Raw genomic sequence first — 24,832 nt, 5'->3', positions numbered from 1 at the left:
TGGATTTGTTTGTTATTTAGATTCTACAATTTGACGTAGCTTATCAATAGACTCTTCATAATTTGGTTTTAAAACACCTTCTTCAGTAATGATAGCAGTCACTAGTTCATGTGGTGTAACATCAAAGGCTGGATTTAGTACATCAATACCATTAGGTGCTGTTTGAACACCATGTAACGATGTTACTTCATAATCATCGCGCATCTCAATAGGAATATCGCTACCATTTTCTAAGGTAAAGTCAAATGTACTATACGGTGCCGCCACATAGAATGGAATGTTATGGAATTTAGCTAACACAGCCACACCATAAGTACCAATTTTATTTGCTACATCACCTTTAGTAGTGATGCGGTCTGCGCCAACGATAACTGCATCAATAAGGCCATGTTGCATGGCATAAGCAGCCATATTGTCTGTTTCCAATGTTACCGGAATACCATCTTCATGTAGCTCAAATGCAGTAAGACGAGCACCTTGTAATAATGGTCGTGTTTCATCCGCATAAACTCGTTCTAATTGACCATTTTCATGAAGCTTACGGACAACACCAAGTGCTGTACCTAGACCACCTGTAGCTAATGCACCAGCATTACAATGGGTTAGAATACGAATATTCTTTTGACCTTCAAATAAAGTTGCCCCTGCTTCTGCCATACGACGATTCAAAGATACGTCTTCTTCATGAATAATAATGGCTTCCTTCGTAATGAGGTCTACCACATCACTCATAGAGGACATGCTTTCAACTTGATCTTTTACTAAAGAAATCACCCGATCTACGGCCCAAGCTAAGTTGATTGCAGTAGGCCGAGTTTCTTTTAAAGTCTCGCTAAATTCATATAAGCTTGTAAGTTGTTCACTAAACGGAGCCTCTAAACGGCCTGCTTCCATAGCAGCTAAAATGAGACCATAACTAGCAGCTACACCAATGGCAGGTGCCCCACGAACGCGAAGCATTTTAATAGCCTCAGCCACTTGACGCCAATCCGTGCAATGAACATAAGTAATTTCAGTAGGTAATTTAGTTTGATCTAATAGCACCAGCGTATCTTTACGCCATTCAATATTAATCATACATTCTCCTTCGATGAACTATTGCGTATCGTTATGAACGGATTATAGTTTAAAGCCACCATATTCATGCATGCGATTATGCGCATCATAACGAGCATCTACATCGATTACATCAATAGCACCTAAAATGAGAGCTTTTAGCTGAGCTGCCATATCGCCCATCATTTCTACCACTTCACTATGTGTTAGAGCAGATTCAGAGATACCTGCAGCATAGTTAGTAATCATAGAAATCGTAGCATATGCCATTTCAGCTTCATTAGCTAAATTTACTTCAGGTACATTTGTCATGCCTACTGTATCCCCACCAAGCATGTGGAACATTTTAATTTCCGCTGGTGTTTCAAAGCGCGGGCCTTCTGTACATACATAGGTACCGCCATTGTGAACAGACAGACCTTGTTCGGTACCAACCTTTTGAAGAATATCACGTAGTTCTGGACAATAAGGATTTGTTACGTCCAGATGTGCTACAGGTCGGTCACCACCTTCATAGAATGTAGTGATGCGGTTTTTAGTAAAATCTAAGAATTGGTCAGTCAAAACAAAATGACCAGGCTTAAAGTTTTCATTTAAAGAACCTACAGCAGTCGTAGAGATAATAAATGTAACGCCTAATTTTTTGAGACCCCAAATATTAGCACGATAGTTAATTTTGTGTGGAGGAATTGTATGATCTTTGCCGTGACGAGCAACAAAGATTACAGTTTTTCCATGGTATGTACCTTGTACATAATCTATTTCACCATATGGTGTCATTAAGGATTCTTCATGAATATTTTCAAAGATGGACGGATCATAAACACCAGTACCACCAATTATGCCAATTGCACTCATTGTGACCTCCTATTATTAATAACTCTTATCTTTTATTTTCTCATAGAATACAAAAACAGGCTATAGGAAAAACCATATAGCCTGTAATTTTTATAAAGGTTATTTAATTCTTAATAGTAATTATTGTAAAGGACCTTTTGGTTCGAACATATCTTGTAGTTCTTCACGACTAAAATGATACTTTTCATTACAGTAATGGCATACAAGTTCTGTTACTTCATCTTCCAAAATAGCCTGTTTATCTTCTTCTCTTAATGTCATAAGTACGGCACCAAAGCGATCCCGTCCACAACGACATTGGAAGTGAATTGGTTCATTATATACTTCATTCACAGTCAAGCCATCAAGAACGCTTTCCATTAGGCCCTTACCATCTGGATGAGCTTTTAAATATTCTGTAATAGGACCAAGTTCGTTAATATTCTTTTCTACTTGTGCTAATGCTTCGTCTGTAGCATCTGGTAAAGCTTGTACGATAAAGCCACCAGCTACAACTGTATGATAATCTGGGTCTACCAATACACCTAAGCTAATAGTAGAAGGTACTTGTTCAGAAGCATATAAATAGTAAGCCAAATCCTCTGCTACTTCACCACTTTGAATTGGACTTGTAGAAGTATAATCTTGTGCTAGTTGAGTAAAACGAGTAACTTGTACTTCACCATTATGTCCAACAGCAGCACCTACATCAAGCTTACCAGCTCGTTTTAAAGGTACATCTACATGGGGCTCATCCACATAGCCACGAACCGTATTATCTGCAAAAGCATCTACATGCACAACGCCTAGAGGGCCATCACCTTTAATACGCAAACTTACATTTTCATGATTTTTAAAATCACCAGCTAATAATATAGCCCCCGTCATAGCGCGACCTAAAGCAGCCGTTGCGACAGGCCATAAATCATGACGTACCCGAGCCGTTTCAACAGTATCCGTTGTTACCGCTAAAGACATACGTACCCCTTCTCGGGTAGTAAAACGTTTTATATAATCCATTCTATCATTCCTTATTAGTAATTAAAGTTTAAAACGCACTTATAAGTGCTTATATAGTATATCATGTCATAGAATTACATTTCAAATTATAGAGAATATATGTTCGTCTAGATTCCTTTCAATGTAAAAGAACATATTTTCGATATTATAAAAACACCCAGTACCATAGGATACTGAGTGTTTTTAATAGTCTTCTTAGAATTGATCGATAAGATTAACCATTTCGATAGCGCCCATAGCACAATCGTAACCCTTATTGCCAGCCTTAGTACCAGCACGTTCAATCGCTTGTTCAATATTTTCAGTAGTTACTACACCGAACATAACAGGAATACCAGTTTCCAAGGAAACATGAGCAATACCTTTAGCTACTTCATTACATACATAGTCATAATGAGTTGTAGCACCACGAATAACAGCCCCAACGCAGATAACCGCATCGAAGCGACCAGATGAAGCAGCTTTTTTAGCGATCAATGGAATTTCATAAGCACCTGGAACCCAGATAACAGTGATATCCTCTTCTTTTACATCGTGACGCAATAAGCAATCTTCAGCGCCACCAATTAATTTGGACGTAATGAACTCATTAAAACGAGAACCGATAATAGCAAATTTTTTACCACTACCTAATAAATTACCTTCTTGAACCTTCATTATGTTGACCTCCTATATTCCTATAAAGGAAATTCTTATGTGTCGAGCAAGTTGTTAAATAGAACTAAATGATTAGTCTTCTAACATATGACCCATTTTTTCTTCTTTTGTCTTTAAGTACCCTGCATTAAATTTATTGGCTGCAATAATGAGCGGTACACGGTTAGTTACATCAATCCCCCAATGTTCTAAGCCATGACGTTTTTCTGGATTGTTTGTCAACAATCGAATACTCTTAATACCTAAGAAACGAATAATTTGAGCTGCTAAGGAATATTCGCGCATATCTGCAGGGAAACCTAATTGTTCATTAGCCTCTACAGTATCTAAACCTTGCTCTTGTAAAGCATAGGCTTTAATTTTATTTGTTAAACCAATGCCACGGCCTTCTTGGCGCATATATACTACAACGCCTTTGCCTTCTTTTTCGATGGCACGTAACGCATGATCTAATTGCTCACCACAATCACAACGTTTAGAACCGAATACATCGCCTGTTAAACATTCAGAGTGAATACGTACAAGAACATCGTCACAGTTTTGTACATCACCTTTAACGATAGCTAAATGTTCTTTATGATCTAAATCATTTTTAAATACAAAAATATTAAAGTCACCAAATTTAGTAGGTAGTTTAGAACAAGCACCGAGTTCTACCATATCTTCATGTTGTTTACGATACTCAATAAGTTCTGCTACAGATGCAATTTTAAGATTATGTTCTTTAGCAAATTGTAATAGATCTGGCAAACGAGCCATATCGCCATCGTCTTTTGTGATTTCACAAATAACAGCAGCCTCTTGCAAGCCTGCTAAGCGACAAAGGTCGATAGATGCTTCTGTATGGCCTTGGCGAACTAATACGCCACCCTCTTTATATACTAGAGGGAATACGTGACCAGGACGACGGAAGTCTTCTGGTTTAGCATTAGGATCTAATAATTTTTGAATTGTATAAGCACGTTCTGCTGGAGATACGCCTGTTGTAGTATCTACATGGTCAACAGTAACGGTGAAAGCAGTTTCATGGTTATCTGTATTTTTGGCAACCATTGCAGGAATGCCAAGTTTTTCTAAGGCTTCACGACGCATAGGTGTACATACGATACCACGTGCGTATTTAACCATAAAGTTAATATTTTCTTGTGTAGCAAACTCTGCAGCGATGATAAGATCGCCTTCGTTTTCACGGCTTTCATCATCAACGATAATAACAGGTTTACCAGCTTTAAGGTCTTCTAAGACCTCTTCAATTGAATGTAATTGTTCGCTCATAGGAACGCTCCTTACTTTTATATAAATCCATTCTCTACTAAGAGGGATTGCATAGATTTCTTAGGTTTTTCTTCGGTAGGTTCACTGCCGAGATTCATAAAATGACGAATATATCGACCAGCGATATCCGTTTCTAAATTAACCTCTGTACCAATATGGGCAGAGCCTAAAATAGTTTCGCCCAACGTATGAGGAATGATAGATACGGAAAAACTGCTGTCCGTTCGTCGCATGATGGTGAGGCTAATACCATCGATGGTAATAGAGCCCTTATAGATGACGTAATCCATTACGGATTTAGGGGCCTCTACGGTAAAGATAATAGCATTATCCGTTTGTTCGCGATCAATGATGCGGCCCGTCCCATCTACGTGACCTGCCACAATGTGACCACCAAATCTACCGTTGGCGAGCATAGCACGCTCTAAGTTGACTAGTTGATGAACTTTCAAATTTGTGAACGTAGTCATCTTGATTGACTCAGGCATAACATCAGCTGTAAATACGCCATTACCAATCGTTGTAGCCGTTAAACATACACCGTTAACAGCTACGGAGTCACCTATTTTTAAATCACTAAATATTTTATTCCCCCGAATTGTTATGGCTAAGGATTTAGGACCCTTTTTAATGCTCTCTACACGGCCGATTTCTTCAACGATTCCCGTGAACATAAGCGCCCCTCCTTCCTTGACGATACGCTTCGATACGAATGTTATTATCTAATACTTTAGTTTTTGTAAAAGTTAACTGTGGAGAAGATTCTAAACTTTCAAAGCCACGACCACCTACAGCAGGTGTAGCCTCTGTTCCACCGATTATTGTATTACCAATATAAGTAACTACCTTATCAAAGTTCAATGTTTCTACAAATGAACTTATAATGGCAGAGCCACCTTCAACTAATAATGAAGTATAACCAAAATCGCCCAACTTCGTAAGAATATCATCAATAGATAGTTTTTTAATATCTATTACGATATCTGTACTTTTACTTTTACGAGTAGATACTGATTCAACAACAGTAACAAGAGCCCCTACTTGTTCTAGTGCCTGTATCCGTTCATTAGGACAACCTTTCGATACAAATATATGTACCTTGCGAGTATCTACTTCAAATATATGACTTGTGGTAGGTGTTCTACCTAGACTATCTAAGATGATTACATCAGGCTGATGAACATGAATCGTTTCATCAAGTATGCTTGTATCTAATAAAGCCTCTGATAATTCAGTGTCAGTTAAACGACAGTTTAATTGAGGATTATCGGCCAAAATTGTACCGATACCAACGAGCATGGCATCATGAGTAGCACGCAGTATATGTCCATCTCGGCGGGAGGACTCATTCGTAATCCATTGGGATTGGCCGGTAAAAGTGGCAATCTTACCATCAAGGGACATAGCACTTTTAATAGTTACAAAAGGTTTACCTGTCTGTATATATGTAAAGAAATGCTCATTTAGTTCAGCACATTCCTCACTACATACGGGGCAAACAACCTCTATGCCTGCTTCACGGAGTAAATCCATACCCTTTCCCGATACTAGTGGATTAGGATCTGTACTACCTACAACGACCTTAGCTATGCCAGCCTCGATAATACGCAGCGCACAAGGTGGAGTTTTACCATAATGAGAGCATGGCTCTAAGGTTACATATAAAGTAGCTCCTTTAGCATTATTACCAGCTTGGTTTAAGGCATGAACCTCAGCATGAGCTGTACCAGCCTTATGATGATAACCTTCACCGATTATTGTATTGTCTTTCACCACTACGGCACCAACCAAAGGATTTGGCGAAGTGTAACCTGTGGCTAATTTTGCCAGTGCAATGGCGCGTTTCATATATGCTACGTCATCCACCATATCACCTCAATAAAAAAAGGACTATATACATAGTCCTTGGGTAATCATAAATACGCACGTCAAATGTGCTTCGTCTTTTCTCATCCAGACTGTACTGTCGGTATCGGAATTACACCGATTCATACCTAAAAGGTTCGCGGACTATACCGCCGGTAAGGAATTTCACCTATCCCCAAAGACTCATCTATTTTGTTTATGAATTAATAGTAACACTTTTATTAACGTTATGCAACAATAAGAGTTTTATATTGAGAAACACTATTAAAAAACAAAGAAGAATTAAAATATATATTATTATAGTTCAATATATAATAGATTAAAAATTTATTAATGATAACAATATAAACATATATAAATTATGTATACATAAAATAGTAACATTTATCACATAATTACACTACAAAGAGGTCTAATATAATAATATATAGTTTTATAACAATACTTAATTGATATTATTTATTAAATAAAGGTGATAATATGGCAAAAAAACGAATTTCTGATGTACTTATAGAAGTCTTAGCCAATGCAGGTATCGAACGCATTTATGGTATCACTGGCGATAGTTTAAATTCTGTAAACGACAGTTTACGTCGCAATGGTAAGATTGCTTTTGAACATGTTAGACATGAAGAAACAGCAGCCTTTGCTGCAGGTGCAGAAGCAGCTTTAACTCATAAATTGACTGTATGTGCTGGTAGTTCTGGTCCTGGTAATTTACACTTGATCAATGGTTTATTCGATTGTCATCGCAATCGTGTTCCAGTATTGGCTATTGCGTCTCATATTCCACAATCCGAAGTAGGACTAAATTACTTCCAAGAAACACATCCAGAAAACTTATTCAAAGAATGTTCTTGTTTCTGTGAGCTTGTATCTCACCCTAAACAAATGCCAGAAATTCTTTTCCGTGCTATGAATGCAGCAGTTGGTAATCAAGATGTTGCTGTTATCGTCCTTCCTGGCGATGTAGCAGTAATGGAAACAGAAATTGATGAATTACCAGTATGGCACCACCCTCGCTTACCTCATATCGTTCCACAACGGGAAGATATCGAAGAAATGGCTGCTCATTTAGAAAAAGGTGAACGCATTACCCTCTTCTGTGGTGCAGGTTGTGAAGGTGCACATGATGAGGTCGTAGAATTAGCAAAACGCTTACAAGCTCCTGTAGTACATGCCTTCAGAGGTAAAGAATGGGTTGAATGGGATAACCCATATGATGTAGGTATGACAGGCCTATTAGGCTATACATCTGGTTATCGTGCTATTGAGCACTGCGATACACTCATTATGCTTGGTACAGACTTCCCTTACCGTCCATTCTATCCGGAAAATGCAAAAGTAATTCAAGTTGATAGAGATCCTAGTGCATTAGGTCGTCGTGTTCCTCTTACACAAGGTATTATTGGTACTGTAAAAGATACATTGAAAGAATTATTACCTCTCGTAGGCCAACGCGGTGATACTGAATTTATCGACACTGTACGTAAAGCGTATACTAAATTTAGAGGCGATCTAGATAGCTATGCAGTAGCTGAACCAGATGGTGTAGCAATTCATCCACAATATTTTGTTAATCGTTTGAATAAGCTAGCAAGTGAAGATGCTATCTTTACCTTTGATGTAGGTACTCCAGTAATTTGGACTGCTCGTCACTTAAAAACAAATGGTAAACGCCGCATCTTAGGTTCCTATAACCATGGCTCCATGGCTAATGCTATGATGCATGCTATTGGAGCTCAAAATGCATGTCCAAACCGTCAAGTCATTTCCCTCTCAGGTGATGGTGGTTTCACAATGATGATGGGCGAAATGTTAACATTAAAACAACTTAACTTGCCAGTTAAAATCTTTGTATTCAACAACGAGGAACTTAGCTTCATCGCTATGGAAATGAAAGCTTCTGGCTACCTAGACTATGCTACAGACTTTGTAAATCCAGACTTTGGAAAACTTGCAGAAGCGGCTGGTATTAAAGGTGTGAGCATTCAAAATTCTAGTGAAGTAGACGAAAAAATTATGGAGGCTCTTAACCATAATGGTCCTGTTATCGTCAATGTTCACGTAGATAAACAAGAACTTGCTATGCCTCCAAAAATTGCTTACCAACAAGCAAAAGGCTTCAGTAAATACTTGATTAATGCAATCCTTGATGGCCGTGGTACAGAACTTAAAGAAATGGCCAAAACAAATTGGATGAAATATAAATCTCTATACTAAAATCTGCCAAATATTCAAACTCTGTCAAAATAAATAAACTGCAAAACTTTCAAAAAGAGGTGTCATCAAATGATGACACCTCTTTTTCTTAATTTAATCATATACTGTTATAAAACCTTCAGTCCATCCCCTTAAATTAAGAGTGACAGGAGCTATTCCTAGACACTCTATGCCATGTACTTTAAATATATCCCAGGTTTTATACCACTCTATTGCTTTCTCTGCATATTTTAAAGTACTAAATAAACCTATGTATCCTGAACATGTATAATAATCATCTATATCATAATCATACCAAACACCATAAATTTTGTTGTTTATGATTTTATAACTAACATCATCACCTATATGCGCACAATCATTTAAATAATGAGTTGTTATCGAAAATGAATCATCAGCCAAATCAGAAAAACCTATCAAATTTTTTGACTCAGTTAATGCCATTTCTGCTAATGATAATTTAGAAAAAAAGCCTAGGCAAAAATACTCTGTATAAGGTAACTCATTATTCCTTTTATAGTGAGCTACAGCTTCATATATTGGAACTCTCATAATCAACCAACTCGTTACAAAATAAAAACAATATAAATATGACACTCTAATAATTTCTATCTATAATAATCGTCCTCGTAATCGTCTTTATACCGTATTGCATCCACCTCTGATGGGGATAGCACATTCCCCTCTTCATCAACATATTCCCTAAATTCATTAAAGTATACACCTGGAATATCTGATTCTTCTAACTCAGGTACATCCTCGGGCTCAATATCCCAAAATTCAATCTCTATAGGTTGATTTTGTCGTTCCTTAGTAATATTAGATTCAGTTCCATTATCTTCTGATTTCATTTGCGGTCCTTTAGTAAGATCACTATCTGATGAATTAATTCCTAGAAATTTCAATAATCCACTTATCATTACACAACACCCCCTTGTACCAATGACATATCAATTGTATTGTAACAAAATATAGAAAAATAAGCACTATATCCACTTTTAGGTATAGTGCTTATTTTGTATTTAAGTTTTATCTTATATTTTATTATGCTCCAAAGAGTGACATTTGTTCGTCTTCAGGTAGTTCACCACAGCATTTGAGTTCTTTCATTAGATCAATGATGGTGTTAGATACTTTACAACGACGTTGCAAGTCTTTTAAAGATGTAAACGGACGTTCTTCTCGTTCAGCTACGATAGCATCTGCTACTGTTTCACCTAAAGAGTCAATAGCCAAGAATGGCGGCAATAAAGCACCATCTTTAATGCTAAAGCGTCTAGCTTCGGAGTGTTGAATATCTACATTAACAAAACGATAGCCCCGTTGGTACATTTCCATAGATACTTCTAAGGCACTCATAAGATCCTTATCTTTAGGACTGGCACTACGATCAAGAGCCTTAATACGATTGAACTCAGTCATTTGCGTTTTAAGGTCTCCTGTCATGATGCGCAAATCAAAGGCCTTGGCACGAATGGAGAAGTAGGCAGCATAGAATGCCAATGGATGGTACACTTTAAACCAGGCTATACGGAACGCCATCATAACATAGGCTACCGCATGGGCCCGTGGGAATAGATAGGAAATCTTCTTACAAGATTCAATAAACCATTCAGGAATATTGTTTTCCCGCATTTCTGCTTCAAACTCAGTCGTCGCTTGACCTTGTTTATTCCGTTTTTCAATCCCTTTCCCTTTACGTACGTTTTCCATTACGAAGAAGCTATGCTTTCTATCCATACCGCGATGGATTAAGAAGTTCATTACGTCGTCACGGGTAGAAATGGCTTCGTTCAATTTACAAGTACCATTTTTAATGAGGTCTTGCGCATTGTCGAGCCATACGTTTGTACCATGAGAGAAACCAGAGATACGAACTAAGTCAGAGAATGTTTGAGGACGAGAGTCTTCCAGCATGCCCCGTACGAACTTCGTACCACATTCTGGAACGGCCAAACTAGCAACTTGGTCACCTTGTAATTGCTCAGGTGTTAAACCAATACCCTCTGTAGAAGAGAATAAGCTCAATGTCTTTGGATCATCAAATGGGATTGTCTTAGCATCTATACCTGTCAAATCCTCTAGCATACGAATAATTGTCGGATCATCATGGCCCAGAATATCGAGCTTAGTCATACGGCCTTCGATGGAGTGATAGTCAAAGTGTGTTGTTAATACACCACTTTCCTTCTTATTCGCAGGATGTTGTATAGGTGTAAAGTGATGCACATCCATATCGCGAGGACATACCATGATACCGCCAGGATGTTGGCCAGTAGTATTCTTAACATTGGTAAAGCCTTTTGCCAAATGTTCAAAGAAACCACTACGAGCTTGAATATCTCGAATTTCGGCGTATTTTTTAACATAACCAAAAGCAGTTTTATCAGCTATTGTACCGATGGTACCAGCTTTAAATACATTGTCACGTCCAAATAGTTCTTCCGTATATTTGTGAGCCTTTGCTTGGTAGTCACCGGAGAAGTTTAGGTCGATATCTGGAACCTTATCACCTTCGAAACCAAGGAAGATAGCAAACGGAATATCATGGCCATTAGTTTGTAGCGCATGACCGCACTCAGGACAGTCCTTACGAGGCAAGTCAAAGCCACCTGCATATTCGCCCTTTTCAAAGAATTCAGAATGCTTACAATTAGGGCATACATAATGTGGCGGTAATGGATTTACTTCTGTAATTTCAGACATGGTTGCTGCAAAGGAAGAACCTACAGAACCACGGGAACCTACAAGATAACCATCATCAAGTGATTTTTTTACTAGCTTATGAGCAATGTAATACAATACGCCGTAACCATTGGAGATAATACAGTCTAGTTCATAATCAAGTCGCTCTTGTACTACGCGAGGCAATGGATCACCATAAATGGCTTTCGCATTTCTATAACACATTTCTGTGAAAGCTTCATCGGCACCTTCAATCTTTGGAGAATATGTGCCATCTGGAACTGGTTTAATATCTTCAATGCTATCATTGATGGCACGCGTATTAGTAACAACTATTTCATAGGCCTTTTCTTCACTTAAGTAAGGGAAAGATGCAAGCATTTCATCGGTGGTACGTAAATGCAAATCTGGTTGTTCATCTGCATCTGGATAACCACAGGCAGTCAACATAATTTCACGGTAAATCTTTTCTTCTGGTGTTAAATAATGAACGTCACACGTTGCACAAACAGGCTTATTTAATGCTTCCCCTAATTCGATAACTGTTTTATTCATATCGATAAGGGCTTGCTCATCTGGCATAAGGCCTTTACGAACCAAGAACATATTATTTGTATGTGGCTGAATTTCTAGATAGTCATAGAAGGATGCAACCTCTAATAGCTCTTCTTTTGTAGCGCCGCGAACAATGGATTGCATAAGTTCACCAGCTTCACAAGCAGAACCGATAATAATGCCTTCACGATGTTCTTCAATAACAGAACGAGGCAAACGAGGACGTACCTTATAGTGTTCAAGGTGAGAAATAGATATCATCTTGTACAGATTGCGCAAACCTACCATATTTTTAGCTAATAAGATAATATGATAACGTTTATCTTTTTCTTTTTTCTTCTTCTTATCTACTACAGGCTCTTCATCACGAGCTACCGTTTCATCTTCAATGAGATAACCTTCTACACCGTAGATAACCTTAACGCCCAACTCTTTACCAAGAGCTTGAGCTTCTGGAAAGGCTTGTACAACGCCGTGATCTGTAATAGCTACCGCAGGATGACCCCATTTTTTTACTGTTTTAAATAGGTCTTTAACAGATACAAGTGCATCCTTATCGCTCATCTTAGTATGTAAGTGAAGCTCTACACGGGAGTCTGGACGGTTTTCAGTGCGCTCCACGCTATTAGTTTCCATAGCTTCAATGCTTCGAATAGATAAGATATAATCCTTATCAAATCGATCATCAAAGCTGACGCTACCTTGTACGCGAACGCGTTGTAAACCTTTTAACTGTTTAAGTAGCGCATCCCCTTCTTCAGGACTGTTCGTAAACTTGATGAATTTAATACTATTCGTATCATCGACGATGCTACCGTTAACGATACTTTTACCAGTCTTAGTATCACGTTTATCTAGACCAACAAATACACCTTCGAAAATTACACTAGGCGTATCTAATGTGCCCATAATTTTAGAAGTGACCCCCTCAATTTTAGGGCCTAAAATCATCCCCTCATCAGTAGGTGCATCCTTCGGTGCACGACGAGGATATTTACTATCCCCTTCGTTACCTTTAGATGTGGATTTGGTAGTGCTTTTAGGCGCAACACCTTTACTTGTTTTAGGTGCGCTACTAACAGACGCGACAGTATCATTACCACTAGACGCTGCTGCTGTTTGACTTGGTCGAGAAACAACGACTGGACTATTGTTAAAATAGCCAAGCTCTACAGCATCTACAAATGGTGCAAAATCATCTTCAAAATCGTCAAATTCATCTTCTTGATCATAACCAGCAAAGGATTTACCTCTAGGTGATTGGTTTCTAGCCTCTTCTGCTTCCCGTTGCGCCTCTGCGGCTTCAATCCATTCACCTGCACCACAGCCACCACCATAATAATAGGTATCTAAGCCTTCCCCTGTTTCAGTATCTACCTTCCAGGCGAAACAACAAGCTGTATCTGTATTCGTTGGAATATTATCAAAAGAAATATTTTTTTCCTTATACCATGCAGATAATCTTTCACGCAAACTAAGCAATGTAGAAAACGCAGAATCTGCAGCTTGTATCGTCACATGTTGGCTATGACAGTTTACATAGAAGGATGATTTCTTATTCTGTTTTGGTACAACACGATAACGTACTTTCATTTTTATCCTTTATACCCACAATAGGTAATACATAAATCTCTAAATCGCCAAATATCGCCCTTACTGCTACGACTATCTAAAATAATCTCATAGAGCCCTTTTAATAAAGCTCGCAAGGCCTTAACTGAAATTCTAGGACTTGCTTCGTAAGCCAACTTAATCGGATATGGTTTAAATGACGAATCATGATCCTTACATAAGTTTTGTATGGCTTGAACAGACATTCCCGATTGGCGGCATTCGCTAACCAGTAGCTGCAAACGTAACTGCCCCTCAATATAGCTCATAGCACGATCTAATTCTTTATAGCCGAACATAAACGGAAATAATTCAAGCAATGTATCAATATCTCGTTTTAACAGAGCCTCTTTAAAGGTGAAAATGTTTTTAGCCCCATAATCGCTACCATTTTCTTCGAGAAACTCTTTAGTAATGACTTTATCACCTGTAATTTGTAGAAAATACCGGTCAAATTCGGTTCTCATAAAAGAAACCGGTACATCTTGCCACAAATCGATGAGATGAGCTACATATTCCTGTGCATCAGGTGTCATTTTAAAACCATTAGAAGTGCAATACTGACGTATCCACATCACAAGGTCTGCCCCTTCAAGGCGCTTACATTGATGATTGGGAATTTTATCTAAAATCGCTTTATTCTGCTTGATGCGTTTATCAATCATATCATGATAAATCAAAAGGATGGGATTATTCCCATTATATTCCATAATGAGTTCATATAATGGAACCCAAGCATCGCTATTTTTACCGCTTTTACGAATAATAGGTAAATTCACTAAACAAAATACCTTTTGATCGCCAAAGAGCGAATCTTCACATAGCTTTTCACTTATTTTCTGTGGCCCAGCTTCATCATCTAATACAGTTACTGGAAGGTCAGGATAGGCACTTAAAAATTTACGTTTTTCTTCTTCAATTAATTGTGGCTCATCGCCATAAATGAGTTGAATATGTGCCATAGTTCCTCCTTTCACAGATAGATATCTTTAATGTAACTGTACCCCATTATATACATGTGTTTTGATGATGGGTCCACATCGCGTAAAGCCCCATGTGGACTGCCAAATAGAACTATATTATGCGGCAGTAATCTGCCAATTTCATTCATTGAACTAGATCGACTCGTAATAAATAATGTATTAGTCTTATCTTTTAATTTTAGATTTTTTTCTCCTCTTTGTCCATTATATACATCGATTTCTTTCATACTATTTTTATATATTGTTTTTGCAGATCCGTTACTATGAAAGTAGTCTATCTTTACAACTTTTGGATTCACACCATATGCCCTTATAGCTTGATTGATAAGCCTTTCATTAGGCGTCGTTTTAATATGGTCTGGCGCATCAATTAATAGATGAGCCCCTTCATGATTAGGTTCTATGCAAAGCAATACATTGCATTGCTTCATTGGAATATAATGAACTAATATTTCCTTATGGTGATGCGTAACATAATAGGAAGCACCAAAGGTCAAAATCATTAAAGATAATGATATTACTATATGTACAGTATATCTTTTTCTATGCGTCAAAAAGTACGTAAATAAAGCTAATATCACATAATATATATAAGCACAATAAGGATGCATCATCCCTAGCCAAAGTAAACTGCCACTACGACCTAACACATGATTTAAATATAAGGATATACGTAATAGTACATCTATCAATGACCATAGAAATGATATCGGCAATACATAGCTAATAACAGTACTTATAAAAATTAAAACGATAGATAAATCTAATAAAGGTGCCACTATACAAGCTGCTAACAAACTAGCAATACTAATATAATGAAAGTAATATAGCTGTAGAGGCAAGATGAGCAACTGTGCTGATACACATAATACAAGAGGTGTTTTAATCCATTTAGGTAACCATTGAATACGTTCATATAATACTTTTCCCCATATGAGCAAACCATAGGTTGCACCAAACGATAGCTGAAAGCTTACATCAAATATAGAAAAAGGATCATATACTAAACATAGTATGGCACATATGCATAATGCTTGCTTAGCTTGATATAATCGACCTTTTATGTAAGCCATACACATGAGTATGCTCATTATCGTTGCCCGTACAACAGGAGCATCACCACCAACGACACCACAATACATACAGGCCACTAAAATTCCCATAATCAAACTGGTTCGTTTTCTTAATTTAATAAGTCGTCCCAGTCCATATACCAATGCTAACAAGAGAGCAATATGTGAACCTGATATGGATAAAATATGGATAAGTCCTGTGTAGGAAAAATCCTTCATTGTATCTTCCCCTAGCTCACTATAATGGCCACCTAAAGCTAATGATTGTGCTAATACATGTTGTGGACCCTCTAGATAATTAGAAATAGTTTTATCTATAGACTCTCGTATTAATCCACAAATAAATAAGAGTTTCCTATATAGTTCTTCAGAATAGGTTTCTTTAAAGTGAAATGCTTGTAAATCTTTATGACTCGCAACTCTATATACACCATCATAGATACGTCCTCGAGTATTGGAACTCATATATCGGCCACGAAGATTAATACGACCTTCCTCTTCGATAAGAAATAAGGACTTTGGGGTACCTTCTACAACTGCGTATTCCCCTAGTCGTATGGGATGTTTGGTGGTAGATGCCTTTGAGTATATCTGTAAACGGCCCTTAGCATTAATATAATCATTTTTGGCAGTATCTTTATAAGGATGTAAGCTATGGATTTCAATAGTATATTTGTAATACTCCTGTCCGTTCAAATTTACTCTTTCAGGAGCAATTACAACCGTACCAAGATATTCTCCTTCTTGGTGCAAATAATATGATGTATAGCTATTAAAATGTATAATCCGTAAATTTGTTTGGTAATAAGATAAACCAACTAAAACAAAGACTAAGACCATTAACTTGCTAAGTGAATGCCATCTATTAGACGATTGTAATGCTTTGAAAATACATACAACTATAATAGCTAACCCAATAGCAAAGATGTATCGCATCTGATTAAGTAATGGATAATACTGACCATAGCCTAATATTGTACCCATAATTATAGAACCCAATATAGTATGTGCCCATTGGCTATGCGTTATAGATTGTTTCTTGTTGACCAAATCTAAAGAATTTAAACATGAGTCAACATACTGAAAATTTTTATATCTACTTATTGATTTAGATTGTAATTTTGTCTTTAATTTTCTTAAATACGCCATCACCAATGCCCTTCACCCCCTTGATGCCTTCAACAGATGTAAAGAGACCCTTTTGTGAACGATACTCTTCAATTCTCTTTGCCATAGCAGGCCCAATGCCGGGCAACGCATCTAGTTCTTTAGCAGTGGCGGTATTAATATTTATTTTATTACCACGCAATAACGCTTCAGGATTTCCGTGAAAGTTAAAAACTACGTGGATATGATCTCCTCCAGTCACAGATTTAGCCATATTAATAGACTCTACATCTGCATACGGTAACAGTCCTCCTGCTAGCTTAATCACATCTCCTACTGTTGCAGAGCTATCAAGCTCATATAGACCAGGTGAAACTACGGCACCCGTAATATAAGCAATCGGTTTATTAGATATTTCTGCTACATTTGATATAGAAGAATTTCCATCTACTCCCCCTTCAACAAGGACAGAATCGCTTTCATCTGTTATAATAGGCCATAGGAAATAAATTCCTACTAAAACACATAGGATTAATATAATTATCATATACGGCTTCAATTTATATTTCATAGTGCACCTCCTACTGAAGGATTTCCCTATGAAAAATAAAACTCCTACCCATGACTCTATTAGTCACACTAGCAGGAGTTTAACAATTGATGTCGAATAAAAGGAGAATTTATGAATCAAGATACATTAAAAAAATATGCCCATACATTACTAAAGTACGGCGTAAATTTACAACAAGACCAAACATTAGTTATTTCTGTTGATGTAGAAAATAAAGATTTTGCAGTAATCGTTACTGAAGAAGCCTATGAACTAGGTGCAAAAGAGGTAGTTCTTAACTGGAGATGTTCCCCTATCGCTCGTCAACGCTTATTACATGCTAACGAGTCTGTTTTAGAAAAACCGGCTAACTGGATTCCTGAATTCTACAAACAATACATCGATGATAAGGCAGCATTTTTATCATTAATCAGTGCTAACCCTAAAGCATTGGAAGGTATCCCAACAGATCGTATTTCCTTACAATCTCGTAACTTAAATAAAGCATTATCCTTCTATCATACAGCTATCATGAACTCATCTGTTACATGGTGTGTTGCATCTGTACCGACCGTTCTATGGGCAAATTTACTTGGCTATGAAGGTAGTGACGAAGAAAAAATCGATCAATTGTGGGCTACATTATTAAAACTTTGCCGCATTGAAGGTGTTGAACCGAAAGATACATATCGTCATCACATGGCAAAATTGCGTCATCGCTGTGAAGCATTGAATAAATTAGACTTAAAATCATTGCGTTACACTTGTGAAAACGGCACCGACCTTTTATTAGAATTGCCAGAAGGCCATATCTGGCTAGGTGGTGAAGAATCCTCTAAAGATGGTACTATTTTCAATGCTAATATTCCTACAGAGGAAGTTTTCTCTGCTCCTCAATATAATGGTGTAAATGGCGTTGTGCACAGCACAAAACCATTAATTTACCATGGCAATACAATTTCTGATTTCTCCTTCACCTTTAAAGAAGGTAAAATCGTAGAATACACTGCCAAAGAAGGTTATGAAGTTCTAAAAGAATTAGTAGAAACTGATGAAGGCTCCCACTACCTTGGTGAAGTAGCATTAGTGGATCACTTTAGCCCAATTAGCCAATCCAACCAAATCTTCTACGAAACATTATTTGATGAAAATGCGTCCTGCCATTTAGCGATTGGCGCATCCTATCCTACATGCCTTAAAAATAGTGATGGTTTATCTGAAGAGGAATTAAAGGAACGCGGTCTTAACCACTCCTTAACACATATGGACTTTATGATTGGTCATGAACACATGAATATTAAGGGATATACTCGTGATGGTCAAGCTGTTGATATTATGATTGACGGTCGTTTACAAGTATAATTTAGGTATATAATCTGATATAGTAAAAATACAGAAAAAGCTCTTATCCATTATTAATAGATAAGAGCTTTTCTTGTAATAATATTGTTTTATACTTTATCATACGGTAATATGTAAAGTCCGTCCCGTAGGTTTATATTCGATAATTTCTACACCTGCTGTTTTTAGCATTCGTTTAGATGCCTTAACCTCTTTTGTATCTTTGTAAAGATCATCTCGGTAGATAACAGCCTTAATACCACTTTGAATGATGGCTTTAGCACATTCATTACAAGGGAATAATGTGACATAAATCTTAGAGCCCTCTAGGGAACCTCCACGATAATTTAGGATTGCATTGAGTTCGCTATGTACAGTATAGAAATATTTATTATCGTCTGCTGTATCGCGTTCCCACGTGAAATCATCATCACTACAGTTTAAAGGCATACCATTGTAACCGATAGATAAAATTTTATTATCATTGCTTACGATGCAGGCACCTACTTGTGTATTAGGATCTTTAGAACGTTGTGCCGCTAAAATGGCAACGCCCATGAAGTATTCATCCCAAGAAATATAATCGCTACGTTTTGCCATAATTACCTCACTATAAAATAAGCCCCCTTCTACCTATGTAGTTGGGGGCTTACTGTATTAAACGAATAGAATATCGTTATTTAACAACGATATTGACAAGTTTACCTGGTACGTAAATAACTTTTACAATATTTTTACCTTCTGTAAACTCTTGAACACGACTAGATTCTTTAGCCAATGTTTCTAATTCTTCTTTCGTAATATTTACGGAAACAGTAAGTTTATCACGAACTTTACCATTTACTTGTAATACTACTTCTACTTCATCTACTACAAGAGCAGATTCTTCGTATACAGGCCAGTTTTCAGTGTGGATAGATGTAGTTTCACCCAATTCATGCCACAATTCTTCTGTCATATGAGGAACGAATGGTGCTAAAAGAAGTAATAAAGAATGAGTCAATTCATTAGCCAAAGTGCTATTAATTGTTTCAGCTTTATCCTTATGAGCATACATAGCATTTACAAGTTCCATGATGGCAGAAATGGCTGTATTGAAGTTAAAGTTGTTATCGAGGTCTTCTGTTACCTTTTTGATAACACGGTGCAATTCGCGACGCAAAGCGAATTCGTCTTTTGTAAGTTCACCAGTTACATTTTTCTTACCTTCTTCGTTGTATGCATCAACGATACGCCATACACGACCTAAGAAACGATAAGAGCCTTCAACACCTTGGTCAGACCAATCGAGGTCACGATCTACAGGAGCCGCAAAGAGAATGAACAAACGGGCAGTGTCTGCGCCATAAGTATTGATAATTTCTTCAGGAGAAACTACATTACCTTTGGATTTAGACATCTTGCTGCCTTCTTTAAGAACCATACCTTGTGTTAACAAACCACGGAATGGTTCGTTAGCTTCGATAAGGCCTAAATCATGAATAACTTTCACAAAGAATCGAGAGTATAACAAGTGCAAGATCGCATGTTCAATACCACCGATATATTGGTCAACGTTCATCCAGTAATTAGCAATTTTTTTATCGAATGGAGCTTGGTCATTTTTAGCATCTGTATAGCGCAAGAAGTACCAAGAGGAATCGATAAATGTGTCCATTGTATCTGTCTCACGACGTGCAGGACCACCACATTTAGGACATGTAGTATTTAAGAAGCTTTCAGATGTAGCCAATGGAGATACGGCACCAGATTCAAATTTAACATCCTCTGGCAAGCGTACTGGCAATTCTTCTTCAGGAACGAGTTGTTCACCACATTTTTCACAATATACGACAGGAATTGGCACGCCCCAGTAACGTTGACGAGAAATCAACCAGTCACGAAGACGGAAGTTTACCTTACCTTCACCAATACCGCGTTCATTAAGAGCAGCTGTAATATTTTTACGAGCCTCTTCAGATGTTTGGCCGTTATAATCATCAGAGTTAACTAGAATGCCATCTTCATGGTACCATTCTTGCCATTTTTCAAGGCTATATTCTTCGCCTTCCCGAGCTACAACTTGTTTAATTGGCAAATCGTATTTATGAGCAAATTCCCAGTCACGTTCATCATGTGCAGGGGAACCCATTACAGCGCCTGTACCGTAGTCTACTAATACATAGTTTGCAATCCAAACTGGAACTTGTTCACCAGACATAGGGTTTACTGCATAGGAACCAGTAAACATACCTTCTTTTGGTGCATCTGTAGATGTACGGTCGATATCGCTCATATTGCGCATACGCGTAATGAAAGCTTCTAGTTCAGCTTTATTAGGAGCATTTTCAATAAGGCGTTCTACATATGGATGTTCAGGAGCCAATACTACATAGCTTACGCCGTAAATTGTATCAACACGTGTAGTATACACAGATACGCGTTCATTAATGGATGGTACTTCAAAGGAGAATTCTGTACCTTCAGAGCGACCAATCCAGTTCTTTTGCATCAATTTAACACGTTGTGGCCAGTGATCAAGAGTGTCTAAATCAGTTAACAAGCGATCAGCATATTCTGTAATACGCAAGAACCATTGAGACAAATCTTTTTTCTCAACTGGGTTATCACAGCGCCAACAAGCACCATCAATAACTTGTTCGTTTGCCAATACAGTATGGCATGTTTCACACCAGTTTACTTTAGCTTCTTTTTTATATGCTAAGCCTTTTTTATAGAACTGTTGGAAGAACCATTGCGTCCATTTGTAATAATCTTCTTTGCAAGTTGCTACTTCGCGGTCCCAGTCGTAGGACAAACCAAGTGCTTTTTGTTGCAATTTCATGTTCTCGATGTTGTCCAATGTCCATGTTTTAGGTGCAATGCCATGTTTGATAGCCGCATTTTCTGCAGGCATACCAAAGGAGTCCCAGCCCATTGGATGCAACACGTTGAAGCCCTTCATTTTTTTGAAACGAGCTACTACGTCACCGATGGAATAGTTACGCACGTGACCCATGTGTAAGTTACCAGATGGGTACGGGAACATTTCTAATACATAATATTTTTCTTTAGATTCATCATATTCTGTTTTAAAAGTATGGTTATCGTCCCAGTACTTTTGCCACTTTTTCTCAATATCTTGGGCTACATATTTTTCATTCATGTAGGGGCCTCCTCATATAGTCAACCTCATTAGTTGCCGTTTTATAATCAATATTTTTATTTTACTACTTCAAGTAAAAGCAGTCAAACACTAGCGTTTTACTACTTGTATAGATTTTGTTAATTCATTTTCAGTAGTTGTATTTTGAACAGAACCGTGATTCTTGTTAGAAGCTTTTCTCTCCTTTACCTCTTGTGCATCACGTTCCTTTTGCGCTTTAGCCTCTTCCTCTAAACGCTTTTTCTCTGCTTTAGCTTCTTCGGCTTGGCGTTTTTTCTCAGCTTTTGCTTGTTCAGCTTCTTCTTTAGCTTTGCGTTTAGCTAATTCTTTTTCCTCTTTAGCCTTGCGTTTCGCTTCTGCCTTAGCGGCTTTTGCCTTTTCTTTTTCCTCTAGGCGTAATTTATATTGTTCTAGCTTAGTTAATGGTTTTGTTTCTTCTACTACAGGTTCAGGAGTAACTACAGTAGCGGATTTTGGAATACCACGTCCTAAGTCTTTTTCTTGAATCATAGCAATAGTGGATTCGTCTTCAAAGCCTTTACGCCATGCAGCAAAACCACCAAGTTGTAACTCTTTTACGAGATCTAGCTTCAAACCTAAAGATGTATTATCTTCAAACCAAATACGATCAGAACCAGATCCAGTGGGGATAGATAAATAATATAATTTTAATCTATCATCCCATGTCATTTTATCCTTGTAGTTTGCAAAATAATTGCCCGTATTTTTCATAGCCAATGTTTCGCCTTTAGCATAGCCATTTGTATCATGCCATAAGCGCATATAGAATGGCACACCTAGTACTAGTTTTTGGGATGGCACTTCAGAAAGCATTTTTTCTGTATGATTGCGAACCCATGGATAACTTGCTACAGGACCTGCTGTCGTACTCTTAGCCCATGTTTCGTCATACGCCATGAGAACTACATAGTCTACGGAATTAGCAAAGGCACTGCGGTTATATACTAAGGACCATTCTGGGCTATCAGAATAACCAGTTACATCAATGGATGTTTTAATATTGTATTGATGTAAATGGTTAGATAAATACGCTACAAACGCTGTTAAACGATCACGGTCGGCATAATCAATATTTTCAAAGTCAAAGTTATACCCATCAAAGCCGTAAATATAAGCATATTGCACGAGGTTATGAGCATATTTTTTCCATACAGATTGATCTGCTAAGATACCACTTGTAAAGCCAGGGTCGAATCGATTCGTAATCAAAGGCCATACGTGGTAACCTTTACTCTTATAATCGTTAACATAATCAATACTTACATTAGGACTTGCTTCGAGGCCAAGGCTATGCAATTTAAACCAGCTTGGAGAAATGATATTATCACCGCTAGCATTAAGTTTTGCTTGATACGGAGTTCCCTGTGTTGGCCATGGATCAAACGCCCAAGACAATGGTGTTTGCATTGTATACGGAGCTTTTACCGTAGAAGCTTGTGGTGCAGGACCTAATGTTAATTGACCATTGACCTTTGTATAGCTCACACCAAGCATAGCTGGATCAGACTCAATATCGACATAGGTCATGCCATTTTTGCTAGTTGTGGGCAATTTTACAGGTTCCCCAACAGCAGCAGGATTTAAAACAATAGCATTTCCTTGTAACTCTGTTTGAGGTACATACACTGTATAGGATGTTTTATATTGATTAGCTTCGTAATGACGCGTTGTATTTGCTAAGAATTGGTCAATGGGAACCAATACCTCAGCTTGTACTGCAGTACTAGATAATGCAGACATTACCAAAGCTGTTAAAGATTTTAAAATAGTAGATTTACGAATCATGAACTCTCCTAACTCTAGCCCCATAAGGGGATACAATTTTAATCTCTATATTATACCATATTATATAGAATTCATCTCAGTTGTTGCATGAAGGGTACATGTAATTTATAATTTACCTTATACAATACAAGTTATTACAAAAGGAGTTTTATATGCATCAATATCTATTTTTTATAGGGGACTTCCCTATAAGAGCCTATGGTGCCATGTTAGCCTTAGCTATCATCTGTGGTGCCTCTGTTGCCTATTTTTTATTAAAAAAAGACGGACGAGGTTGGCATGAACATATCATCGACTTTTCCATTACTGTTGCCGTAGCAGGTCTCATTGGTGCCAGATTATGGGATGTGTTCTTCTTTGATTGGCAGTACTATGGCAATCATTTACTAGAAATCCCCTTTGTATGGCAAGGTGGCATGGCCATTCAAGGCGGTGTCGTTCTTGGCACCATTGCAGGCTATTGGTACTTACGTAAAAATAATATCGACTTTTGGGCTTTTGCCGATTTATTTGCACCAGCATTGATTTTGGCACAATCTGTAGGCCGTATGGCAAATCTCTTAAATGGCGATGCCTTTGGTCATCCTACGGGCGGTAATTTTGGCATTCTCTACCCTGAAAGCACGTTAGCACATCGCACCTACGGCAATCAACCATTATGGCCAGCCGAAATCTGGGAAGGTCAAATCGATGTTCTTATCTTTGTAGCCCTCCTATTATTTAGCTCCTTTAAACATGCTAAAGGTCAAGTATTCGTGCTTTATGCGATTCTCTATTCTACGGCTAGATTCTTCCTTGAATTTTTGCGCGGTGACTATGTAAACTTAACACTAGGCTTAAAATCTGCTCAAATGACTAGCTTGATTGTCATCATCATTGGTATCTGTGTATTTATCTATCTAGGCTATCTAGAAAAGAAAAATCAAAAATTAATTGTTGCTACAGAGCCTACAGTTAAAACTAAAAAACGTAAATAAAACAGTAAATAATAAAAAATCCTTCATTCCTAGGTATGTGAATGAAGGATTTTTTATGTAAGTCA

Annotated in this window: 19 protein-coding genes and 1 riboswitch; of the genes, 3 read left to right on the top strand and 16 right to left on the bottom strand. The window is 37.6% G+C overall.

The features are described 5' to 3' along the window. Window positions 1–12 precede the first annotated feature (12 nt). The 7 genes from mtnA to ribD all read right to left on the bottom strand — a co-directional run bounded on the left by mtnA (window position 13) and on the right by ribD (window position 6,714). Window positions 13–1,077 (bottom strand): S-methyl-5-thioribose-1-phosphate isomerase, encoded by a 1,065-nt coding sequence (gene mtnA / locus KH109_RS06395; protein WP_295212742.1) that lies wholly within the window; start codon window positions 1,075–1,077, stop codon window positions 13–15. A 42-nt stretch (window positions 1,078–1,119) separates the two neighbouring features. Further along, on the bottom strand, window positions 1,120–1,914 hold the full coding sequence (gene mtnP / locus KH109_RS06390; RefSeq protein ID WP_295216935.1) for an S-methyl-5'-thioadenosine phosphorylase: 795 nt from the start codon (window positions 1,912–1,914) through the stop codon (window positions 1,120–1,122). Window positions 1,915–2,034: 120 nt separating this feature from the next. Next, window positions 2,035–2,913, bottom strand: a complete 879-nt coding sequence (gene hslO / locus KH109_RS06385) for an Hsp33 family molecular chaperone HslO (RefSeq protein ID WP_155086988.1) — start codon at window positions 2,911–2,913, stop codon at window positions 2,035–2,037. A gap of 195 nt (window positions 2,914–3,108) precedes the next feature. Continuing rightward, the gene (ribE, locus tag KH109_RS06380) at window positions 3,109–3,570 is read right to left on the bottom strand and encodes a 6,7-dimethyl-8-ribityllumazine synthase (protein WP_105085641.1); all 462 of its coding nucleotides are present in this window, start codon (window positions 3,568–3,570) and stop codon (window positions 3,109–3,111) included. 72 nt (window positions 3,571–3,642) lie between these two features. Next, a complete protein-coding gene (locus KH109_RS06375; protein WP_156719148.1) occupies window positions 3,643–4,845 on the bottom strand; it encodes a bifunctional 3,4-dihydroxy-2-butanone-4-phosphate synthase/GTP cyclohydrolase II in 1,203 nt (400 codons plus the stop codon). A gap of 17 nt (window positions 4,846–4,862) precedes the next feature. Beyond that, window positions 4,863–5,519: a riboflavin synthase gene (locus tag KH109_RS06370; RefSeq protein WP_257846514.1), complete on the bottom strand. Its 657-nt coding sequence runs from the start codon at window positions 5,517–5,519 to the stop codon at window positions 4,863–4,865. Further along, window positions 5,500–6,714: a bifunctional diaminohydroxyphosphoribosylaminopyrimidine deaminase/5-amino-6-(5-phosphoribosylamino)uracil reductase RibD gene (gene ribD / locus KH109_RS06365; protein ID WP_295216925.1), complete on the bottom strand. Its 1,215-nt coding sequence runs from the start codon at window positions 6,712–6,714 to the stop codon at window positions 5,500–5,502. The genes KH109_RS06370 and ribD overlap by 20 nt, the downstream gene beginning before the upstream one ends. A 68-nt stretch (window positions 6,715–6,782) precedes the next feature. Beyond that, window positions 6,783–6,898: riboswitch (FMN riboswitch) on the bottom strand. Between the two features lie 293 nt (window positions 6,899–7,191). On the opposite strand from ribD, the gene poxB reads away from it, so the two are divergent. After that, a complete protein-coding gene (poxB, locus tag KH109_RS06360; RefSeq protein WP_295216922.1) occupies window positions 7,192–8,934 on the top strand; it encodes a ubiquinone-dependent pyruvate dehydrogenase in 1,743 nt (580 codons plus the stop codon). Between the two features lie 93 nt (window positions 8,935–9,027). On the opposite strand, the gene KH109_RS06355 is transcribed toward poxB, so the two are convergent. The 6 genes from KH109_RS06355 to KH109_RS06330 form a co-directional block, all read right to left on the bottom strand. Beyond that, entirely contained in the window at window positions 9,028–9,486 is a 459-nt protein-coding gene (locus KH109_RS06355; protein ID WP_227720488.1) for a hypothetical protein, read from the bottom strand. A gap of 56 nt (window positions 9,487–9,542) precedes the next feature. Further along, the gene (locus KH109_RS06350) at window positions 9,543–9,785 is read right to left on the bottom strand and encodes a hypothetical protein (protein WP_295216916.1); all 243 of its coding nucleotides are present in this window, start codon (window positions 9,783–9,785) and stop codon (window positions 9,543–9,545) included. A gap of 193 nt (window positions 9,786–9,978) precedes the next feature. Beyond that, a complete protein-coding gene (locus KH109_RS06345) occupies window positions 9,979–13,767 on the bottom strand; it encodes a PolC-type DNA polymerase III (RefSeq protein WP_295216914.1) in 3,789 nt (1,262 codons plus the stop codon). 2 nt (window positions 13,768–13,769) lie between these two features. Then, the gene (gene holA / locus KH109_RS06340; RefSeq protein WP_295216911.1) at window positions 13,770–14,747 is read right to left on the bottom strand and encodes a DNA polymerase III subunit delta; all 978 of its coding nucleotides are present in this window, start codon (window positions 14,745–14,747) and stop codon (window positions 13,770–13,772) included. Between the two features lie 11 nt (window positions 14,748–14,758). Continuing rightward, the gene (locus KH109_RS06335) at window positions 14,759–16,990 is read right to left on the bottom strand and encodes a ComEC/Rec2 family competence protein (protein WP_295216962.1); all 2,232 of its coding nucleotides are present in this window, start codon (window positions 16,988–16,990) and stop codon (window positions 14,759–14,761) included. Beyond that, window positions 16,950–17,519 (bottom strand): ComEA family DNA-binding protein, encoded by a 570-nt coding sequence (locus KH109_RS06330; RefSeq protein WP_295216908.1) that lies wholly within the window; start codon window positions 17,517–17,519, stop codon window positions 16,950–16,952. The genes KH109_RS06335 and KH109_RS06330 overlap by 41 nt, the downstream gene beginning before the upstream one ends. Before the next feature lie 111 nt (window positions 17,520–17,630). Between KH109_RS06330 and KH109_RS06325 the strand changes: the two genes are divergently transcribed. Then, entirely contained in the window at window positions 17,631–18,860 is a 1,230-nt protein-coding gene (locus KH109_RS06325) for an aminopeptidase (RefSeq protein ID WP_295216905.1), read from the top strand. Window positions 18,861–18,959: 99 nt separating this feature from the next. On the opposite strand, the gene KH109_RS06320 is transcribed toward KH109_RS06325, so the two are convergent. From KH109_RS06320 to KH109_RS06310, 3 genes are all read right to left on the bottom strand, one after another. Further along, a complete protein-coding gene (locus KH109_RS06320; protein WP_009352594.1) occupies window positions 18,960–19,439 on the bottom strand; it encodes a dCMP deaminase family protein in 480 nt (159 codons plus the stop codon). Window positions 19,440–19,515: 76 nt separating this feature from the next. Then, window positions 19,516–21,984 carry a leucine--tRNA ligase gene (leuS, locus tag KH109_RS06315; protein WP_295216902.1) on the bottom strand — a complete coding sequence of 823 codons (2,469 nt, stop codon included), beginning with the start codon at window positions 21,982–21,984 and terminating at the stop codon, window positions 19,516–19,518. Window positions 21,985–22,074: 90 nt separating this feature from the next. Further along, window positions 22,075–23,790 (bottom strand): glycosyl hydrolase family 18 protein, encoded by a 1,716-nt coding sequence (locus tag KH109_RS06310; RefSeq protein WP_295216899.1) that lies wholly within the window; start codon window positions 23,788–23,790, stop codon window positions 22,075–22,077. 152 nt (window positions 23,791–23,942) lie between these two features. On the opposite strand from KH109_RS06310, the gene lgt reads away from it, so the two are divergent. Beyond that, the gene (gene lgt, locus KH109_RS06305; protein WP_295216896.1) at window positions 23,943–24,767 is read left to right on the top strand and encodes a prolipoprotein diacylglyceryl transferase; all 825 of its coding nucleotides are present in this window, start codon (window positions 23,943–23,945) and stop codon (window positions 24,765–24,767) included. The last annotated feature ends 65 nt before the right edge of the window (window positions 24,768–24,832 follow it).

This window comes from Veillonella sp., assembly GCF_018381775.1.
In the GTDB taxonomy this organism is placed as follows: Bacteria; Bacillota; Negativicutes; order Veillonellales; family Veillonellaceae; genus Veillonella.
The sequence above is the reverse complement of the archived record's forward strand: the minus strand, read 5'-3'. Positions and strand labels throughout refer to the sequence as shown.

Coding starts and splice junctions, on each gene's coding strand:
- KH109_RS06310 (WP_295216899.1), bottom strand. CDS start 23,790: ATGATTCGTAAATCTACTATTTTAAAATCTTTAACAGCTTTGGTAATG.
- holA (WP_295216911.1), bottom strand. CDS start 14,747: ATGGCACATATTCAACTCATTTATGGCGATGAGCCACAATTAATTGAA.
- KH109_RS06330 (WP_295216908.1), bottom strand. CDS start 17,519: ATGAAATATAAATTGAAGCCGTATATGATAATTATATTAATCCTATGT.
- leuS (WP_295216902.1), bottom strand. CDS start 21,984: ATGAATGAAAAATATGTAGCCCAAGATATTGAGAAAAAGTGGCAAAAG.
- lgt (WP_295216896.1), top strand. CDS start 23,943: ATGCATCAATATCTATTTTTTATAGGGGACTTCCCTATAAGAGCCTAT.
- hslO (WP_155086988.1), bottom strand. CDS start 2,913: ATGGATTATATAAAACGTTTTACTACCCGAGAAGGGGTACGTATGTCT.
- mtnP (WP_295216935.1), bottom strand. CDS start 1,914: ATGAGTGCAATTGGCATAATTGGTGGTACTGGTGTTTATGATCCGTCC.
- poxB (WP_295216922.1), top strand. CDS start 7,192: ATGGCAAAAAAACGAATTTCTGATGTACTTATAGAAGTCTTAGCCAAT.
- KH109_RS06370 (WP_257846514.1), bottom strand. CDS start 5,519: ATGTTCACGGGAATCGTTGAAGAAATCGGCCGTGTAGAGAGCATTAAA.
- KH109_RS06350 (WP_295216916.1), bottom strand. CDS start 9,785: ATGAAATCAGAAGATAATGGAACTGAATCTAATATTACTAAGGAACGA.
- ribE (WP_105085641.1), bottom strand. CDS start 3,570: ATGAAGGTTCAAGAAGGTAATTTATTAGGTAGTGGTAAAAAATTTGCT.
- KH109_RS06355 (WP_227720488.1), bottom strand. CDS start 9,486: ATGAGAGTTCCAATATATGAAGCTGTAGCTCACTATAAAAGGAATAAT.
- mtnA (WP_295212742.1), bottom strand. CDS start 1,077: ATGATTAATATTGAATGGCGTAAAGATACGCTGGTGCTATTAGATCAA.
- KH109_RS06345 (WP_295216914.1), bottom strand. CDS start 13,767: ATGAAAGTACGTTATCGTGTTGTACCAAAACAGAATAAGAAATCATCC.
- KH109_RS06375 (WP_156719148.1), bottom strand. CDS start 4,845: ATGAGCGAACAATTACATTCAATTGAAGAGGTCTTAGAAGACCTTAAA.
- KH109_RS06320 (WP_009352594.1), bottom strand. CDS start 19,439: ATGGCAAAACGTAGCGATTATATTTCTTGGGATGAATACTTCATGGGC.
- ribD (WP_295216925.1), bottom strand. CDS start 6,714: ATGGTGGATGACGTAGCATATATGAAACGCGCCATTGCACTGGCAAAA.
- KH109_RS06335 (WP_295216962.1), bottom strand. CDS start 16,990: ATGGCGTATTTAAGAAAATTAAAGACAAAATTACAATCTAAATCAATA.
- KH109_RS06325 (WP_295216905.1), top strand. CDS start 17,631: ATGAATCAAGATACATTAAAAAAATATGCCCATACATTACTAAAGTAC.